This window comes from Leptolyngbya sp. Cla-17 (assembly GCF_016807185.1).
GTDB lineage: Bacteria > Cyanobacteriota > Cyanobacteriia > Leptolyngbyales > Leptolyngbyaceae > ULC077BIN1.
Map to the genome: position 1 here is coordinate 2,583,180 of NZ_JAEVYN010000002.1, position 18,277 is coordinate 2,601,456.

An 18,277-nucleotide genomic window follows, 5' to 3' on the forward strand; every position below is an offset into this window, starting at 1 on the left:
TGCTATACCCCTCTTAAATCACTCTGACTAGAGACTATCTATTATAGAGGTACGTTTGTCCAGATTCAATTGCCATGCCAGCATCTAGAGCCGCCCGCCCGACGATACATTTTGTGGATGAATACTGCCAATTGTATGAGGACTTATTCCCAGAAGTGCGCAGCTATGAAGCCTTTAAGCTTCTGCATCTGGGGATGATTAGCGAGATTAAACGCAAATCCTTACCTGCCATTGCCAAAGCAGTAGGCTTAAACAATCAGCAAAACTTACATCACTTCCTTACCGAGTCTCCTTGGCAGGTGCAACAGTTACGCCAGAAGCGATTGGAGTTGACCCTCAAGGTACTCAACGGTCGGTCATTGATATTACTGATTGATGAAACTGGAGATTGTAAGAAGGGAAAAAGCACTGATTACGTCAAACGGCAATACATCGGCAACGTCGGTAAGAAGGAAAATGGCATTGTCGCTGTCACTGCCTACGGCTTAGTCGATGGCATGATTGTGCCATTGAGTTTTGAGGTGTATAAACCCAGAGAACGACTCAAAGAGGGAGAAGAGTATCAAAGTAAACCGCAAATTGCGGCAACCATGATTCGACAATTACAAGCACTAGGATTTGAGTTTGAACTGGTGCTCGCCGATAGCTTGTATGGCGAAAGTAAAGTCAACTTTGTCGATGTGCTAGATGAATTAAACCTACCTTACATCCTGGCGATTCGCAGCAACCATGCTTTGTGGCTACCGCAAGACCAGGAGGTGTACCAGGAGCCTTGGCAGACCTTCAAGCGCACCTTTAGTAATGGCACGACAGAAACCCGTCACATGGCTGAGGTGATTTACGGCAAAAGCCACCGCAAGCAGTACTGGCTGTTGACCACTGACCCTGACACGTTACCGGACAACTCAACGTCCTATGTCATGGTCTGTGCCCCGGCAATCAAACTCAAAGATATTGGTGACAGTTATGGCTTTAGAACCTGGATTGAGTATGGTCTCAAACAAGCCAAAGATGCACTCGGGTGGGCAGACTTTCGTATGACCCGCTATGAGCAGATTGAGAAGTGGTGGGAGTTGGTCATGAGTACGTTTTTGATGGTCAGTTTGTTTGCCGACCCATTCAACGACTCCTGTCCACTGGCCCATCAGCGGTTTTCGCAGCACCCGTGGTGGAATAACCAGAGCGGTTGGAAGAACTTACTCAACAACTTGCGTTTAGTTATTCAACCTTTAGTTTGCTTCAATTGGCTTAAACACTGGTTGACGGTTTTTCCCATTGCTTCCCTTCAGTTAGGGTTTGAGCAACTGACGCAGAAGATGAATCAGTTTATCTGTCCACGGGTGCATCAGCTAAACCTCCAACTTATCTTTTCATCTGCTTAGAGTGATTAATGAGGGATACGAAGGTAAAGAGCAACCGAGCTGCTTCTGGTCCGAGGTTCACCCATCCATGCACGCTGTTACGGGGCACAACAACTGATCTTCCGGGCGTGACCTCAAACTCTTCACCCGCGCAGTGAAAGCGAAATCTGCCTTCAAGGACTTCAAATATTTCTTCCCTCTCTTCGTGATAGTGGAGTGGCGGTCCTATGAACGGCGGAACGCGCACTTCGATGATTGTGAAAGCTCCACCGACATCTCTGCTGTGTACGCGGATAGCCATCTGCTCTCCAGGCAGGGTATTGAACCAATTGAGGTCCTCACTCTGACCAACAATTGCAACTTTGCCTTTACTAAATTCGGTGCTCATCGTTTTGCTCTCCATTAGTTTTGCTCTCCATTAGGTTGGTGAGTTTGCTGCTCACTTGGTTACCCTTCATTCTTCAGCGATCGCCTCATTTAGATCGCTCAAGTTCTTTGAGTTAAAACGCGACTTAATCATTCGGCTTGGAGAGAAGCTGTACAATGCCAACTTATACGGAATTGCGGAAGGCAGTACTTTTTGACCAGATTAAATTGCTTGAATCCAATCAAAGCCCACTTTGCCTTGAACTATCACAGGATGCTGCATCAACCATTGGCACCGCTTGACTAAGACATCCTCTAAAGCATCAAGATTGTCAAACACTTGATTAGCGATTGCTTCGCGCAGCAAAGACCAGACACATTCAGTGGGTTGCAGTTGGAGGGTATAGGGCAATAGCGGGTAGAAGAAAATGCCGGGGGGCACCTGAAGTTTTTGGCTCATATGCCACGCGGCCTGATCAACCAATAGAATGATCAACTGCTGACGATGGGGATTGACCTGAGCCGCAAATAGCTCTAACGCCATCTGCATCATGGAGACATTGGCACGGGGCAATAAAAGGAAGTAGCTCGCTCCAGTGGCAGGATGGACAAAACCATAGGTGTAGACCCATTGATAGCGGCGAGAATGATGCGCTGATGGGCGTTCTCCTATGGGTGCCCAAACCCGCCTGACAATGGGTTGCAAGCCTAATCGAGCTTCGTCTTCCGCCCAAATTACAATCTCCCGATTGGGAAACAACGAGCGCAACCACGCCACATGACCTGCTAATCCTGCTTTGAACTCTGCTTGCTGCTCAAGGGTTGCGCTTTGATGATGCACCGGACGCGGCACCTGCAAGCTCAACCCCAAACGTCGTAGATACTTCCAGGCTGTTGAGGGGTGTAAGCAAATGCCAAAGTAGGTTTCGATATACTCCCCAACTTTCGGTCCACTCCAGAGTCCGCCATCATCCGGGGCACTCTGTAAGCGTTGCCGCAATAGCCGTTGCTGTTCATCACTTAAAGCCAACCGATTGCCCCCAGGGTTCAAGCGTTGCCGATTGACTAGTCCGACCGCACCCTCGGCGTTGTAGCGACGGGCAATTTTCCGCACTCCACTACAACTGAGTCCACAAATCTCAGCGGTTTGTTCGATGCTCATCGGAGTCTTTGGATGACTGAGCAATCGAATCACCAACCAACGGTTTTTCTCGCCAGCATCTTGGCACTGAACATACCGCTGAGTTAGATCTGCGTAGTCTAGATGAGGGCTAATTTGAGTGCGGGGTCGAGGCATGGACAGAGTACCTTTTTCATCTTGCTAAATGATACTCCCCTACTCAATTCCGTATTAGGCAACACCATGTGTCTTCACGACAAACCACAAAGTCACTTGATTCTTGACTCGTCATTGTTGCTGCTTTCTTACATGTTGGGACAGGTTGGCATATTATCTCCAACAAGTAGCCTTGCCAGACTGGGCAATGCCTCCCCATACGTTGGGTGAATGTGAACCGATTGTTCGAGTACTTGCCACGTTGCTTTAGCTTCCATGAGTGACAAAAAGACATGCACGAGTTCAGCCGTTTCGTAGCCAACTAGCGTTGCGCCTAAAATCAAATTTGTTTGGGTGTCGATGACCATGCGGTAGAAACCCAGATCGTGCCCCCACTCAATGCTACGAGCGATGTGAGCCATCGGCAGGGTCACTTCGCGGGCAGCGAGTCCCTGTTCCTGAGCCTGCTCTAGCGTCATGCCCACTCGACCCACTTGAGGCTCGGTGTAAACGGCATAGCCAAGCACGCGATCGCTGCGTGTCCGCTGTTCGCCACACAGAATGGCTTTCAATCGACGGTAGTCTTCCCAAGCAACATGGGTAAACGCAGGCTGCTTAGCAACGTCTCCAATCGCATAGACCCCAGGGTAAGTCGTCTGAAACTGGTCGCCAATTTTGATAAACCCCTGGGCATCTAATTCAACGCCAGTCACCGCAGCATTTAATGCCTCAGTATTGGGTTTGCGCCCGGTTGCAAGCAGCAGAGCTTCTCCGTCGAGCACTTTGCCATTGCTCAGCGTGAGAGTAAACACACCGTTAGCATAAGCAACCTGCTGAACCGTCCTATTGAAATGCAGTCCGATGCCGTCTTGCTTAAAGGCATCTGCCAGCACAGCACTGACATCAGATTCTTCTTGAGCCAGCAGGCGATCGCCCTGTACAATTAACTCAGTCTGGCTGCCTAAACGTGCCATTCCCTGCCCTAACTCCAGGGCAATATAGCCTCCACCGACCACGAGCAACCGGGGCGGAATCTGCTGCAAATCAAAGAAATTTCGGTTGGTGAGATAAGGCGTTCCAGCTAAACCAGGAATGTCAGGAATCGTAGAGGATGTGCCTGTGTTAATGACGATGATCGGAGCCTGTACCGTCACACCGCCTCCGCTGACCGTTCGCTCTCCGGTGAAAGCGGCTTCAGCGCAAACGACTTTAACCCCTGCACTCTCTAATCGCCGCTTGGTACCCTGGTTAAACTGGCTGCGAATGCCACGTACTCGCTCCATCACCGCAGAAAAATCGACTTCAACCTGCGCGTGTATGCCGAGCTTTGTGGCTTGTCGAGCGCGACCTGCGGCATGGGCAGCGGCTAAAAAGGCTTTAGAAGGCGTACAGCCATAGTTTATGCAACTGCCGCCTAACGCATCGCGCTCAAATAAAACAACGTTCTTACTTGTAAGCATGGTTGTTAGGAAGTAGCGACGATTATGGTTGATTTTTTTGGACACGTGCTGACCTCCCTGTCGTTGCGTTCGGATAGGTCCAGTGGAATTAGACCCAAAAAGTGGCGGCGTTGATGTTTGTTTTTTTCAAACGTTGATCTTTCTCCAAATTGATCTTTCTCCAATTGGATTTAACTGAGGTTACGTATTGTCTGTCGGCACGACTCAGTTGTGAGGTGGGGCCAGTGATAGATGCGAGTTCCGTGCTAAGCCCCATCCCTCAATTCAGTAAGAAAAAGTTCGTCTAGAACCCAACCTGGCAAATGCCATTCTGATCACATCATCTGGAAAGAACAAGAAAAGCCTCTTTCATGTAACGGTCAGCGGCAGCGGCTGCATCTTCTGAACTGCTGCCATTCTGACGCGCATTTAGATAGGGCGCGTACCAGTCCCACCAATGGTGCTCACCGTGAGTCTTCTCGTAGTGGTCGTGGTGCTCTGCCGTCTCGCGGAGAAGAGCTGCAAGGGTTGCAACGTCTGTTTGTGGAGAGTCCCACAAACGACCAGGAAACCGCGTCGTGATTTCCTGAAGCAGCCAAAGGTTCCCGTCCGGGTCCTCAAACGAGGCAAAGGAGAAGTAGGAACGACCTTCTGGGTCACGACCACTAACGCGTGGGTTTTCCACGGCGTTGTTGAAGGGTCCGCCAGCGTAGTGGAAGATTTCGCTCACGTTGACACCACGGACTATTAAGTTTTCGCGGGCGACATCAAGGTCGTCCACGGCAAGAACCAGGTTTTGCACCGAACCAGGATTGTTCAGAGTGACTCCCTTGCCGAAGATAATTGAGGTGTCTGAGTTGGGTGGCGTCATATGCACGTTGTGGTAATCGCCCGCCGCGATGTCGATGTCAAGCCGCCAACCGAGCTTCTCGTAGAATGCCTTGGCGCGATCAACGTCAGAAACGCTGAACACCACAACTTCGAGTTTCATGTTTGGACTGCTTACAAGATTGCTACTCATCTTTTTCTCCTTTTGGTTAACAAATTTGATGTTCAGATCCGTTACTTTTCATTCTTCTGCGATCGCCTCATTCAAACCACTCAAGTTATTTGAGTTAAAACGCGACTTAAATGGGTGCCCTTGAAACTTTCAACATCTAAGTGAATTTAGCTTTGATGAATCAAGGGGTGGAATAAATTGAACGACAGTTTGAGTTCTATCGATCGCCTCACCGCTCACTTCACCGAGGAAAAGGCAGTCGGTGCCAACAACTCGTTACTGATGTTCTGCACGAGTGGAGCGTCCTTCTCGGTTTCAGTTTTTATCGCGATCCATTCGGGGTCGGTGAGGAAGGCACTCCAACGCTCCTCACGCTCAGCCAGGCTGTTCCAGGCAAGTAGGTAGGTGAGCTGATTACTCTCGCTCTTGCCAATCAGCGTTGTCCAGAATCCTGCCTGGCGGATGCCGTGCTTTTCCCAAATCCGTAACGTGTGGTTCTGGAAGCGCGATAGCAGCGCGGGTAGTCGTCCGGGCATGGTGTGATAAATGCGTAATTCGTAGATCATGCCTGTGTTCCTTTGTCAGGAGGGTGTGCGATTTTGTCAGGAGGATATGCGATCGTGGAATCTTGTTTGAAAGCGTCAGAGGCATTCCTCTGATTGCAAAGTGGTATCAGTGCCCCGCACTCTGTCCACCATCAACGTGAAGGATTTCGCCGGTCACAAAGTGGGCTGATTCGAGGTAGAGGATCGCATCGACAATGTCGGAGATCTCGCCCATACGACCGTTCGGATGCATGGAAGCAAGCTGGGCATGAGTCTCGGCAGGGTGCATTGGCGTCTTGATGTTACCCAGCGCAATGGCGTTCACCCGAATACCACGCTTGGCATACTCAATCGCCAGCGATCGAGTTGCGCTATTCAGTCCACCCTTCGTTAGCGATGCCAGTACGGACGGTACGCCAGCGATCGGGTTGTCAACCAGGCTCGTTGAGATCTGCACAATATGACCACTGTCCTGCTTCTCCATCTCGGCGATCGCAAGTTGTGTCATGTGAAAAAAGCCAGTGATGTTGGTGCCCAGGTATGCCGCGTAGTCTGCCTCGGTATACTCGGTAAACGGCTTAGCGATGAAGATGCCAGCGTTGTTGATGAGCGTGTCGATGCGCCCGAAGCGGGTGACGCCTTCGATAATTGCACGCTCGGCAGTTTTTCGATCAGCGATGTCACCTGACACTGCGAGGATACCATCATCATCTGATGGCTCAATTGAGCGTGAAATTGCAATCACTCGATAGTTGCGATCGCGGTATGCCTTGACAAAAGCTGCGCCGATGCCCTGCGACGCGCCGGTAATCACAGCGACTTTCTGTTCAGTGCTCATCGTAAAACTCCTTGGTAAATACTGTGTGAATGTTGCAGATCAGGCGATGGTCTAAGCCGCAATGCGGTGGTCATGGTTGGTGCTGGTCGCAACTGGCAGCCATGCTTCGATTTCCTCTGCCATTTTTGCAGCGTTGTTCTGGTACATCGCGATCGCGTCCTTACCGACGGGCAGATGCAGCGGTGGACGGTCTGTATTGGCAAGTTGAACGATCACCTGAGCAAACTTTTTCGGATCACCGGGCTGGTTTCCATGTAGCGCATCGGCTCCGCTCCGCATCTGACCTACCGTTTCCTGGTAATCATCGATCATAGTTTTAGCGGCAACATAGGATTCAGTGCTCAGGAAGTCGGTCGTAAAAAGACCGGGAGCAACTGTCGTAACGTGGATACCGAGCGGTGCCAATTCGACCGCCAGCCCTTTCGAGAGACCTTCAATCGCAAACTTAGTGGACCCATACAATCCCCAACCCGGAACAACATCGTAGCCAAACAGCGACGAGATATTGATCACCCGTCCAGACTTTTGCTGACGCAGGTACGGCAACACAGCACGAGTCACGTTCAGTAACCCAAACACGTTGGTATCATACTGTTTGCGGACTTCGGCATCCGTGGCTTCTTCGATCGCCGTCACTATGCCATACCCAGCATTGTTGACTAAGACATCGAACCGACCAAAACGAGCCATACCCTGCTGGACAGCCGCTTGTACCTGGTCTTCCTGGGTGACATCCATCTGCACCACATACAAATCCTCGTGGTTGTGTAGGGTGGCGGCGAGTTGTTCGGGCTGACGACGAACCGTTGCTACGACCTGGTCGCCCACTGCTAGGGCTGCTCTGGCGATTTCTAACCCAAAGCCCCTGGAGGCTCCGGTAATGAACCATACTTTCTGCGTTTTCATTGTGTATCCTCGTTTTAGGTGTTGTTTAGTGCGTTGGCTTGAACTCGGCTAGTGCATGACTGCTGTACGGATGGGGAGTATCAAAAAGACCGAAAAGCTTGATACTCTTGCCCCCCTTTTATCATTAAGCGATTGATGTCCTAACCTAGTCGCCGATGTACTCGGCGGATGTGGAACTCTAACCACATCATCTGGAAAGAACAGGCAAAGCCTCCTCCACATAACGGTCAGCAGCGACGGCGGCATCTTCTGGACTGCTGCCATTCTGACGTGCACTCAGATAGGGTGCGTACCAGTCCCACCAGTGATGCTCGGCGTGAGTCTTCTCGTAGGGGTCGTGGTGCTCTGCTGTCTCGCGCAGAAGGGTTGCAAGGGTCGCAACGTCTGTTCGTGGAGAGTCCCACAGGCGACCAAGAAGCCTCGTTGTGATTTCCTGGAGCAGCCAGACGTTCCCGTCCGGATCTTCAAACGAGGCAAAGGAGAAGTAGGAACGACCTTCTGGGTCGCGTCCGCCGCCGCGCGGATTCTCCACCGCGTTGTTGAAGGGTCCACCAGCGTAGTGGAAGATCTCGCTCACGTTGACACCACGAGTGATCAAGTCTGCACGGACAGCATCGAGGTCATCCACGGCGAGCACCAGGTTTTGCACCGAACCAGGATTGTTCAGAGCGACTCCTTTGCCAAAGATGATCGAGGCGTCCGAGTTGGGTGGTGTCACATGCACATTGCGGTAGCCGCCCGCCGCGATATCAATGTCAAGCCGCCAGCCAAGCTTCTCGTAGAATGCCTTGGCGCGATCGACATCGGAAACGTTGAATACCACAACTTCGAGTTTTAGGTTTGGACGGTTTACATGATTGCTGTTCATCTTGTTCTCCTTTTGTTGGTAAGTTTGCTGTTCGAATTGGTTACTTTTCAGTCTTCAGCGATCGCTCCATTCTGACCACTCAAATTCTTTGAGTTAAAACGCGGCTTAAATAAGTGTCCTTCTAGACTTTCAGCATTCATTTGAGGAATCGTTTGTTGATAATGCTGCCATCAATGGCTCAATGCTCCATTGATTCGTGTATTGAATGCCATTAATAAACAGGTCTGGTGCGACCGTTACTCCACTTCGTATTCCGCTTTCAATATCGTTATTGATGCGATCGACATGCACTCCTCTCGATAAATCTTGCAGAAAGTGACGAGAAATCATGCTTGAGTAGAAATAGGGTCGATGTCATAACACTGTCCTCATTATTTATAATTCAGTGAGTAATCTAGGCCCTCAATGGGTGACTAATAAGATCTTCGTTCAGTCCCAACCGCTGAAACAGGCGATCGTACTCTTCGATACACTGCTTTGATTGGCTCAATTCTTCAACGAGTTGCTCAAACTCACCTCTCTACACCATCAAAATTGTGTGAGCGGGTGCATCAGGTTTTACCTCATTCGCTCCATCATCCTGAGATACGATATAGTCATCCGCTTCTAATGACAGGTTGAAAGCACGGAAAAATGTTTCAAGCGTATTCTTATCAACTTTGACTTCGCAACTTAACAATCGGCTGACAGTACGCATATCCAGGAGCGATCGCTCACTCAATTGTTCATAAGTGAAACGCTGACCAAATTCGTTATGCAATACTCCAGCTTGAGTTAATTTTTGCCATCCTTACTGCGACAGTAACGTACCCCGATTGCGACTACGTTTTGCAGACGAGAGATGAAATTGAGGCGGATCAAAAGTATTCTGTCGGCGATATCCATCTATTGAGGCAATCGAACTAAATTGAGTGCGTAGAATTTGAGACACTTATTTTACCCCGACTTTCTGATTGATTTCTAACTGATTGAATTATTCGAAGTAATAAACATCACTATCAATTATTTTGTTTCAAGAAGTAGTATTTAATTTCATCGGAAAAGACTGCTGTTTTTGCATGAGTTGAATATAGGCAATCAACTCTCACTTGTCGTCCATTCGGAGTTCATACTTCTTTCCAACAGATGGATTGATGAGCCAATCCATCTCAAATTTGCAGCTTGGCTCCAACTAAAGTTGGTATCCAAGTATGAACTAAAGCACAACTTACAAATTGACGAAGTCATGTTAACTTACTGATCTTGCCTGGTCTGATGCGATCGATTCTTGTATCCTGGCTGAAGCGATTACCCGCAGGGAAAATGCTTTGCACCGCACCAAGAGTCGTCCTTCCCGGTCGATTGCAACAATGGCATGAGAGTCGCAAAATGAACAGATCGCACCTGAAAGCATGGATTTTGGCGGGCAGTAGCTTGAACGTATTACTCTATGCTCAGTTGATCGCGGCTCAGGCGATTCCTGATGCGACGCTGCCTACGGGAGAGCGATCTCAAGTCACGGGCAATCTCAACGCTCAAATTGATGGCGGAGTAAGACGAGGGGGCAATCTGTTCCACAGCTTCAGCCAGTTCTCGATTTCTACAGGTGGGTCTGCCTTTTTCAACAATGCGGCTGATGTGCAAAGTATCTTCAGTCGGGTCACAGGTGGATCTATTTCCAACATTAATGGATTAATTCGGGCAAATGGAACAGCAAATTTATTTTTGCTCAATCCCAATGGAATTTTGTTTGGTCCGAATGCGTCACTCAATATTGGCGGTTCGTTTGTGGCGACGACTGCCGATCGCTTTCAATTTCCTGATGGCAGTGAGTTTAGTGCCGTCAATCCCCAAGCCCCACCGCTGTTAAGCGTGAATCTAACACCAGGGTTGCAGTATGGCACGAGTTCACCGGGTGCAGTGATCGTCAATCGCGCCCATCTATCGGTTGCCCAAGATCTCACCTTGGCAGCTAGCCAATTAGATTTGAAAGGGCAACTGCAAGCCGGACGTGATTTATCGCTGCTGGCAGAGACAGTTCAGATCAGAGATAGTGCAGCCGCTCCGTTTCTGGCAAAAGCGGGACGCAATCTCACTCTGCAAGGTAATCAGGGCATCGATATTCTGGCACTTAATCACCCCATGCAGCCTTCGTTTGTGAGCGGCGGCAACTTGAGTTTAATCAGTGATGGGGTGATTTCTGGAGATAGCCGCTTTGTGAGTGGAGATCGCGTTCAGATCACAAGTGTGTCAGGCGGTTCGGCAAATTTTGTCAGTTTGTATGACCCCATTATCAGCGCGACGGGCAATGTAGACGTAGCAGCGAATTATACTGGAGCGTCCCTGTTGATCGAATCCCAGAGCAACATTCACTTACAGGGTAATGTCACAATCACCGGTCCAGACACCGCTGGATTGCCGCCTGGACCGGATACCGAAACACTCCGCACGAGTTCTGCGTTAGTGCTGCGATCGGGACAAAGCACCTTAGCCTATGGCGGCACAAATTCTGGAGCAGTTCCTACGAGCAGCAGTACAAGTCCTATTCCGACAGGCATTACGCTGGGTGGAGCAGTTGTTTTGCAGCCCTTCAATGGAGTAGGCGGAATTGTTAATTTGACCACGGGTACTGGCAACATTAGCACTCGGGCGATCACAACCAACGGCGGAGCACTCAACATTACCAGTGCTGGATCATTTACCAGCAATCAACAACCCCTTGATACAAGCAATGGTGCAAATGACGGGGGCAGCATCACCGTAAATGCAAATGGTGATATCAGTACGGGCGCGATCACCGCTCTCTCATCTCTCTCATCCTCTATTCAAGGTAATTCAGGTAACGGAGGAGATGTCACTCTGAGTACGACTATTGGCAATATTGCGATTGGCTTCACCAGGACTGGCTCGATCTCTTCCTTAAATAGCGGCAGAGCAGGAGATATTACCGTGAGTACCGCCAATGGCAGCATTATTGGAGAGGAGTTGTATGCTGTCACTAGCTCTAACTCTGGTAGCGCAGGCAGAGGAGGGAACATTAGTCTAACCGCCGCTAATGGTAGCATCAATGTCGGCAGTCCGTACTCAAACTCAAACTCTACCTCTGGCACTGCGGGTAATGGTGGTCGGATTGCCGCGAGTACGACCAACGGTGACATTAGAGTAAGAGGTCGGATTCAATCTGGCTCCAACAGTTCTAGCGGTACTGCAATCAATGGTGGAGAGCTCACTCTCAGTGCTACCAATGGAAATATTATTACTTTTGGCGTAAATTCTAGCGCCAGAGGTAGCGCTAACTCTACTACGGGTTTTGGTACCGCTGGAAATGGGGGTGCAATTACTCTAACTGCGATCAACGGCAACATTTCCACGTCTCGATTAGAATCTGATGTTTCTGCTCAATCTAATACCGGGAATGGAGGAGCAATTACGTTAACTGCCCCAAGTGGCAGCATCATTACCACAGAGTGGTTGTCTAGTGGCTCGTTCTCCACAGTAGGCAGGGGAGGCAGGGGAGGAGATGTGACCTTGATTGCAGAGGGAACTATTCAACCCTACGATCCCACGCCTATTAGTCGTGGTTTTATCACCACCACCACCATTAACTCTACAGGTGCGTTGGGTTCTGGCAACGTCACCATTGAGACGAAAGCTCCGTTTGTTTTACCTGCTACTTTCTTGATCTCCAGCGATACCTTTGGTGCGGGTCGTGGCGGCGATATTCAAATTACAGCTCCATCGATCGCGTTGACGAATGGTTCACAAATCTCTGCCTCCACTCATAGCAGTGGACAGGGAGGCAACATCACCTTACGTGCCTCTGACTCCATCCAACTAAGTGGAGCAACCACAGTAAATCCGTTTGGTACTAATTTGCGATCAGGTTTTGCTGGGCTGCCACCCGGTACTTATGTGGGGGGCTACATTCCCACTGGCGCTAACCCCAATGCTACAGGGAATTTTCAACTTCCGACTGGAACTGTATTTCCCACGGGTGCGTTCACTCAAACGACCGCTGGCGCTACAGGCAGCGCAGGCAACTTGATCATTGAAACCGGGCGCTTAATCATTCAGGATGGAGCCGCTCTGGCAACGACCACCTTTGGACAAAATAGCAATGCAGGCAGCATCTCCATTCAAGCTAATGATTCGGTTTCTCTGGCAAATGGCAGAATTTTGAGCGGCGTGGCAGGGGGCGCGATCGGCGACAGCGGCGGAATTGCAATCAACACGCCTTCTCTAGTGATTACAGCAGGCGCGATTCAAACTCAAACGCTGGGACAGGGGCGGGCAGGAGACATTCAAATCACTGCACCAAACCAGGTCAATTTATCAGGGATCAATAGCAATATTCTATCTGGCAGTGGCGGCAGCAACACGCTGTTGGGCAGAACCAGCAATAATATCGGCGCAGGCGGCAATATTCGCGTCACGACTGACAGCTTGAATGTTGCCAATGGAGCAATCCTCAATGCTCAGACTCAAACCAATGCCAGAGGCGGAAATATCGTCGTCGATGCCGATCGCTTGAATGTGACTGGGGCAGGACAATTGCTGACTTCGACCTCTGGCAACGGTCGAGCCGGAGATATCACCATTAATACACCCAACCTGCAATTGTCAGGGGTAAACAGCGGTCTGTTCGCTGGCACTACCAGCGCTGGAGATGCAGGGAACTTAACCATTCAACCCCGCGACAATGGTCACAGTGTGCGGGTGAACCTGCAAAACGGCGCACAAATCTCTGCTTCTACGTCTAGCAGTGGGCGGGGAGGGCAGTTGACGATCACCGCTCCCGAATCGATCACGCTCACAGGCAAGGGTTCCATCATTGCCGCCGGAACCGGAGGCAGCGGCGCAGGCGGTGACCTGAGGCTGCAAACTAATACGCTCAGTGTTCAAGACCAAGCAGGAGTAACCGTCAGCAGTTCAGATGTTGGCAACGCTGGCTCTTTATTTGTGGATGCAAATCGGGTTGTGGTCAATAATGGGGGCAGCATTCGGGCAGGCACCTCCAGCGCTGGACGGGGAGGGCAGTTGACGATCACCGCTCCCGAATCGATCACGCTCACGGGCAACGGTTCCATCATTGCTGCCGGAACCGGAGGCAGCGGAAAAGGCGGTGACTTGAGGCTGCAAACTAATACGCTCAGTGTTCAAGACCAAGCAGGAGTAACCGTTAGCAGTTCAGACACGGGCAACGCTGGCTCTTTGTTCGTGGATGCAAATCGGGTTGTTGTCAACAGGGGGGGCAGCATTCGGGCAGACACCTCCAGCACTGGACAGGGCGGTCAACTGACGATCGTCACTCCCGAATCGATTACGCTCACGGGCAAGGGTTCGGTGATTGCCGCTGAAACAGAGGGCAGCGGCGCAGGGGGAAACTTAACGCTTCGCACCGGAACTCTCAACATCCAAGACCAGGCAGAAGTCACCGTTAGCAGTTCGGGCACCGGATCGGCAGGTAATTTGTTTGTGGACGCGAATCGCATCTACCTAAACAATGAGGGCAGTATTCGAGCCGATACGACGGGCGGTGGGGGCAATATTAACTTGAGATCGCCCTTCATCCTCCTCCGCAATGGCAGCAACATCACCACCAATGCTACAGGAGCGAACATTCCCGGTGGCAACATCACTATTGATACTCGATTTCTGATTGCAGTACTGAACGAAAATAGCAACATCAGCGCCAACTCTGAAGACTTTCGGGGTGGCAATATCCGCATCAATGCCGTTGGGATCTATGGTATTCAATCCCGTCCGTTTCCTACCCCTTTGAGTGACATCACCGCCACAGGTGCAAACTCCGCCTTGAGTGGCACGATCAATATCATCCTCACAGGTATCGACCCAAACTCTGGATTATTGCAACTATCAACCGACCTTGTAGACTCATCTGGGTTAATTGCTCAAGGCTGTCCCGTCAATCAGGGCAACTCGTTTGTGATCACCGGGCGTGGTGGCTTGCCGCCCACACCAGAGCAGCAATTAGATGACGATGCGGAATGGAGCGATCGGCGTAGGTTAGTTGTGGCTCAACAAGCTTCCCACTCAACACCCTCCTACACGCTACATCCCACATCCCATCATCCCGCGCCCATTGTCGAAGTCACTAGAGTACAAATAGCTCCCACTGGAGAGATTTTCCTGGTTACCAATCAGTCTGATTCAACAGTTCAAAACTGGTTGAATTCACCAGTCGCTTGCCAGAAAAGGTAGTAAATCAGGAGCCAAAAATCCTATGAAAGAAGGACGCTGGAACAGGCGAATCAATCGAGGAACGTTCATCCGGGAGCTTTTCTCAGACGAGAGATTACGGCAATTCCTGCGATTTGCGCTGTTAGGATTGTTGATTGTCAGTCTTCATACAAAGATTGCAGTGGCGATACAACCCGCTACCACTAATTCCCCTGCTCAATTATTAGAGCAGGCAGAAGATCGCTATCAGGTAGGGCAACTCTCAGACGCGATCGCACTTTGGCAAGAGGCGACCACTCGTTACGAGGATAGCGGTGATCGCCTCAATCAAGCTCTCGTGCTGAATTTCCTCGCTGCTGCCTTTACAGATTTAAGACAATGGAAGCAGGCGAATCAAGCGATCGAGCAAGCCATCGGGTTGTTGAATACTCATAGTTCCAATCCAGGTAGTTCACAGGTTCTCGCCCAGGTACTCACGACTCAAGGAAAGCTGCAACTGTCTCAGGGCAAAGTCAGCGAGGCATTGGCAATCTGGCAGCAAGCTGAAACGGTTTATCGCAACACCAATGATGAGATCGGCATCCTGGGTAGTCAAATTAATCAGGCAAGAGCATTACAGTCGGAGGGACTTTACAGACGCGCCACTGCTCTTCTGACACAGGTAGAGCAGTCATTGCAAAATCAGCCAGATTCGCGTTTCAAGGTGACTGGGCTGCGGAATCTGGGCAAGATGCTGCGCTTAGTAGGCAATTTGAGGCAGTCACGGATTGTTCTGGAGCAAAGTTTGGCGATCGCTGAGAGACTTCCAGACAAAACAACTCCATCCGATATCAGCGGCGTTCTCCTGAGTTTGGGCAACACCACCCGCGCCCAGGGAGATACCGATACAGCACTGGCGTTCTACCAACGAGCCGCCGAGATCGCTCCTTCGCTAACTGCAAAAACTCAAGTTCAAATTGCCTGGTTAAGTCTGCTCGTTGAGAGCGATCGCCCAGCCGATGCTCAAAGCCTATTGCCACAAATTCAATCCCAACTTGCCCAGTTTCCTCTCGGGCATCTGGCTGTGTATGCCCGCATCAATCTGGCTCAAATTGCTACCAAGATGAGCCGTCAGGGAACCGAAAAAGCGTTACCTGCCAATCTACTCAAAACCTCTGCCCAAGAACTTGCGATCGCGATTCAGCACGTTCATACGCTGGGAGATGCTCGTGCCGAATCCTATGCTCTCGGTACGTTAGGAAGTCTGTATGAAACAACCCATCAATGGGGCAGTGCGAAAACCCTGACTCAACAGGCGCTCCGTTTAGCTCAGTCAATTAACGCGCCTGACATTGCTTACCAGTGGCAGTGGCAGTTAGGGCGAGTTTTCTGTCAAGGAAAACTGTCCTGCACTTCAACTGAAAATCTGCAAAATGCCACAGCTGCCTATGCTGAAGCTGTTAAAACCCTGCAATCTCTCCGCAGTGACCTGGCAGCGATTAATCCAGAAGTGCAATTCTCATTCCGGGAAAGCGTCGAACCTGTTTATCGACAGTTTGTGGAACTACTGTTGCAATCTGACAATGCGCCCAATCAGGAAAACCTGAGACAAGCGCGGGAGGTGATTGAAGCACTCCAATTAGCAGAACTCGACAACTTCTTCCGAGAAGCCTGCATCACAGCACGTCCGGTAAAAATTGACCAGATTGATCCGCAAGCCGCCGTCATTTACCCAATCATATTGCCCAACCAGTTTGCAGTGATCCTGTCTTTGCCGAATCAACCGTTGCATTATCACAAGACCCTGCTGCCGCAAACAGAAATTGAGCGGATTCTCATTCAGATGCGACAATCCCTCAGACCCACTGCCTTTGTGGAAGATTGGTTGCCCGTTGCTCAGCAGGTTTACAAGCTGCTCCTACAGCCTGTGGAAACAGAACTGGCGGCGAATGGCGTGAAAACCCTCGTCTTTGTGCCCGATGGATTGCTGCGTGGTGTGCCAATGGCAGCCCTACATGATGGTCAACAGTATCTGATTGAGAAATACAGTGTTGTGCTAACCCCTGGTCTTCAACTGCTTCAGCCCCAACCACTACAGCGTCAGCGGCTACAAGGACTATTAGCCGGGTTAACGCAAGCACGGGAGGGATTTGCGGCATTGCCCAATGTTGCCGTGGAAATTGATCAAGTTAAGTCAGAAATTCCGGCGCAAGTGCTGCTCGATCAGTCGTTCACGAATCTATCGTTTGAGACAAAGATTGACACTACACCTTCACCGATCATTCATTTGGCAACGCACGGTCAGTTTAGCTCGAATGCAGAAAACACATTCATCTTGACCTGGGATGGACGCATTAACGTTAAACAATTGGATCAACTGCTGCGTTCTAGAGAGGGAAGACTTAATCCGATCGAATTGTTAGTCCTTAGTGCCTGCCAAACGGCAACGGGAGACAAACGGGCAGCGTTAGGAATGGCAGGCGTAGCAGTGCGATCCGGGGCACGCAGCACTGTCGCCTCATTATGGTCGGTCAGCGATCGCTCCACCGCTTCTCTGATGATTGAATTTTATCGTGAGTTAGGAAAGCCAGGAGTGACGAAAGCCGAAGCATTGCGTCGCGCTCAGATCAATTTGTTACATCAAGATGATTACACCTCGCCTTACTACTGGGCACCGTTTATTCTGTTAGGAAATTGGTTGTAAAAAACGTGATGGCTAGCTCTAAAACCCTGCTGTATTGTTTACCCGTTGGCATTGCTTTGACACTAGAAGTGGCGATGCAAATTGGGGTAATTGCGCCCAGTATCGCTTCGCCAACCCAATTCCAACTTTCCTCAGCAAGCCAGTCTACCATTCAACTCGCGCAGAGCAACCCGCCACCGCCACCCAAAAATCCGGGTCGATCATCGCCAGGAGGACGACGTAATCCATCTAACTGCCCTCAAGATGCGGAAGCACCAAGCAGCCCATTGCTGACTGCCCTCAGCCCCGCGACTAAACCGGGCTTCACCTTAGCAGAGCGCCCCACCTTCCTCGTCTACGTGCCCAAAACTAGCGCCAAGAATGCCGAATTTAGCCTCCGCAGTCGAGGCGGTCGCGGCATTTACCGCACCACGGTTGCGTTGACCAACACTCCCAACCTGATCACCCTCACCCTACCAGCCCAGGCACCGCCTTTAACCGTGGAGCAGCCCTATACCTGGTTGTTTGCAATCATTTGCAGTCCCAGCGATCGCCTGGACGATCGCTTTGTGACAGGGATGGTGCAACGCATTGAATTCGATTCCGCTCGTTTGCGCCAAATTCAGCAAGCACCACCCAAAGAACAGGTGGCACTCTATCAGAAAGCAAACGCCTGGTACGATACCCTTGCCGTTCTGTATCAGTTGAAGCGCAGTCAACTCAATGATCCAAGTATTAGCACTGCTTGGCGTGAACTGTTGCAATCAGGGGGAGTCGATACCCTGATTGATAGCAACTTAGAGAAAGAAAACCTGCGTTGAGCGATCGCATTAACC

General features: G+C 50.5%; 15 protein-coding genes. 5 read left to right on the forward strand and 10 right to left on the reverse strand.

Annotated features, from left to right (window positions below; genetic code table 11):
- Positions 1–74: 74 nt before the first annotated feature.
- Positions 75–1,382, forward strand: a complete 1,308-nt coding sequence (locus JOY44_RS22760; protein WP_171573592.1) for an IS701 family transposase — start codon at positions 75–77, stop codon at positions 1,380–1,382.
- Here the strand turns inward: JOY44_RS22760 and JOY44_RS22765 are convergent.
- The gene (locus tag JOY44_RS22765; RefSeq protein ID WP_171575705.1) at positions 1,363–1,749 is read right to left on the reverse strand and encodes a cupin domain-containing protein; all 387 of its coding nucleotides are present in this window, start codon (positions 1,747–1,749) and stop codon (positions 1,363–1,365) included. The genes JOY44_RS22760 and JOY44_RS22765 overlap by 20 nt on opposite strands.
- Positions 1,750–1,804: 55 nt before the next feature.
- Here JOY44_RS22765 and JOY44_RS22770 point away from each other — a divergent pair, with 55 nt between their 5' ends.
- Positions 1,805–1,945, forward strand: coding sequence for a hypothetical protein (locus tag JOY44_RS22770; RefSeq protein ID WP_171575706.1), 141 nt, complete (start codon positions 1,805–1,807; stop codon positions 1,943–1,945).
- 5 nt (positions 1,946–1,950) lie between these two features.
- On the opposite strand, the gene JOY44_RS22775 is transcribed toward JOY44_RS22770, so the two are convergent.
- From JOY44_RS22775 to JOY44_RS22815, 9 genes are all read right to left on the reverse strand, one after another.
- A complete protein-coding gene (locus JOY44_RS22775; protein WP_171571797.1) occupies positions 1,951–3,024 on the reverse strand; it encodes an IS630 family transposase in 1,074 nt (357 codons plus the stop codon).
- Positions 3,025–3,152: 128 nt separating this feature from the next.
- Positions 3,153–4,463 carry a dihydrolipoyl dehydrogenase family protein gene (locus JOY44_RS22780; RefSeq protein WP_197985688.1) on the reverse strand — a complete coding sequence of 437 codons (1,311 nt, stop codon included), beginning with the start codon at positions 4,461–4,463 and terminating at the stop codon, positions 3,153–3,155.
- A gap of 319 nt (positions 4,464–4,782) precedes the next feature.
- Positions 4,783–5,433 (reverse strand): VOC family protein, encoded by a 651-nt coding sequence (locus tag JOY44_RS22785; protein ID WP_203032092.1) that lies wholly within the window; start codon positions 5,431–5,433, stop codon positions 4,783–4,785.
- Between the two features lie 245 nt (positions 5,434–5,678).
- The gene (locus tag JOY44_RS22790) at positions 5,679–6,008 is read right to left on the reverse strand and encodes an NIPSNAP family protein (protein ID WP_171575708.1); all 330 of its coding nucleotides are present in this window, start codon (positions 6,006–6,008) and stop codon (positions 5,679–5,681) included.
- 106 nt (positions 6,009–6,114) lie between these two features.
- Positions 6,115–6,825: an SDR family NAD(P)-dependent oxidoreductase gene (locus tag JOY44_RS22795; protein ID WP_171575709.1), complete on the reverse strand. Its 711-nt coding sequence runs from the start codon at positions 6,823–6,825 to the stop codon at positions 6,115–6,117.
- Between the two features lie 51 nt (positions 6,826–6,876).
- On the reverse strand, positions 6,877–7,731 hold the full coding sequence (locus JOY44_RS22800) for an oxidoreductase (RefSeq protein ID WP_171575710.1): 855 nt from the start codon (positions 7,729–7,731) through the stop codon (positions 6,877–6,879).
- 187 nt (positions 7,732–7,918) lie between these two features.
- A complete protein-coding gene (locus JOY44_RS22805; RefSeq protein ID WP_171575711.1) occupies positions 7,919–8,599 on the reverse strand; it encodes a VOC family protein in 681 nt (226 codons plus the stop codon).
- A 129-nt stretch (positions 8,600–8,728) separates the two neighbouring features.
- Positions 8,729–8,929: a DsbA family protein gene (locus JOY44_RS22810; RefSeq protein WP_197985689.1), complete on the reverse strand. Its 201-nt coding sequence runs from the start codon at positions 8,927–8,929 to the stop codon at positions 8,729–8,731.
- A gap of 190 nt (positions 8,930–9,119) precedes the next feature.
- Positions 9,120–9,359 carry a hypothetical protein gene (locus tag JOY44_RS22815; RefSeq protein WP_171575712.1) on the reverse strand — a complete coding sequence of 80 codons (240 nt, stop codon included), beginning with the start codon at positions 9,357–9,359 and terminating at the stop codon, positions 9,120–9,122.
- Between the two features lie 494 nt (positions 9,360–9,853).
- On the opposite strand from JOY44_RS22815, the gene JOY44_RS22820 reads away from it, so the two are divergent.
- Genes JOY44_RS22820 through JOY44_RS22830 form a run of 3 tightly spaced genes read left to right on the forward strand, consistent with a single transcriptional unit; the run spans position 9,854 to position 18,262 of the window.
- Positions 9,854–14,800: a beta strand repeat-containing protein gene (locus tag JOY44_RS22820; RefSeq protein ID WP_203032093.1), complete on the forward strand. Its 4,947-nt coding sequence runs from the start codon at positions 9,854–9,856 to the stop codon at positions 14,798–14,800.
- Positions 14,801–14,822: 22 nt separating this feature from the next.
- A complete protein-coding gene (locus JOY44_RS22825) occupies positions 14,823–17,462 on the forward strand; it encodes a CHAT domain-containing protein (RefSeq protein ID WP_171575714.1) in 2,640 nt (879 codons plus the stop codon).
- An 8-nt stretch (positions 17,463–17,470) separates the two neighbouring features.
- Complete coding sequence (locus JOY44_RS22830; RefSeq protein ID WP_171575715.1) at positions 17,471–18,262, forward strand: DUF928 domain-containing protein; 792 nt, start codon at positions 17,471–17,473, stop codon at positions 18,260–18,262.
- The last annotated feature ends 15 nt before the right edge of the window (positions 18,263–18,277 follow it).

Excerpts from the sequence above, each read along its gene's own strand:
- JOY44_RS22760 (WP_171573592.1), top strand. The coding sequence starts at position 75 with ATGCCAGCATCTAGAGCCGCCCGCCCGACGATACATTTTGTGGATGAA.
- JOY44_RS22765 (WP_171575705.1), bottom strand. The coding sequence starts at position 1,749 with ATGAGCACCGAATTTAGTAAAGGCAAAGTTGCAATTGTTGGTCAGAGT.
- JOY44_RS22775 (WP_171571797.1), bottom strand. The coding sequence starts at position 3,024 with ATGCCTCGACCCCGCACTCAAATTAGCCCTCATCTAGACTACGCAGAT.
- JOY44_RS22780 (WP_197985688.1), bottom strand. The coding sequence starts at position 4,463 with ATGCTTACAAGTAAGAACGTTGTTTTATTTGAGCGCGATGCGTTAGGC.
- JOY44_RS22785 (WP_203032092.1), bottom strand. The coding sequence starts at position 5,433 with ATGAAACTCGAAGTTGTGGTGTTCAGCGTTTCTGACGTTGATCGCGCC.
- JOY44_RS22790 (WP_171575708.1), bottom strand. The coding sequence starts at position 6,008 with ATGATCTACGAATTACGCATTTATCACACCATGCCCGGACGACTACCC.
- JOY44_RS22795 (WP_171575709.1), bottom strand. The coding sequence starts at position 6,825 with ATGAGCACTGAACAGAAAGTCGCTGTGATTACCGGCGCGTCGCAGGGC.
- JOY44_RS22800 (WP_171575710.1), bottom strand. The coding sequence starts at position 7,731 with ATGAAAACGCAGAAAGTATGGTTCATTACCGGAGCCTCCAGGGGCTTT.
- JOY44_RS22805 (WP_171575711.1), bottom strand. The coding sequence starts at position 8,599 with ATGAACAGCAATCATGTAAACCGTCCAAACCTAAAACTCGAAGTTGTG.
- JOY44_RS22810 (WP_197985689.1), bottom strand. The coding sequence starts at position 8,929 with ATGATTTCTCGTCACTTTCTGCAAGATTTATCGAGAGGAGTGCATGTC.
- JOY44_RS22820 (WP_203032093.1), top strand. The coding sequence starts at position 9,854 with ATGCGATCGATTCTTGTATCCTGGCTGAAGCGATTACCCGCAGGGAAA.
- JOY44_RS22825 (WP_171575714.1), top strand. The coding sequence starts at position 14,823 with ATGAAAGAAGGACGCTGGAACAGGCGAATCAATCGAGGAACGTTCATC.
- JOY44_RS22830 (WP_171575715.1), top strand. The coding sequence starts at position 17,471 with ATGGCTAGCTCTAAAACCCTGCTGTATTGTTTACCCGTTGGCATTGCT.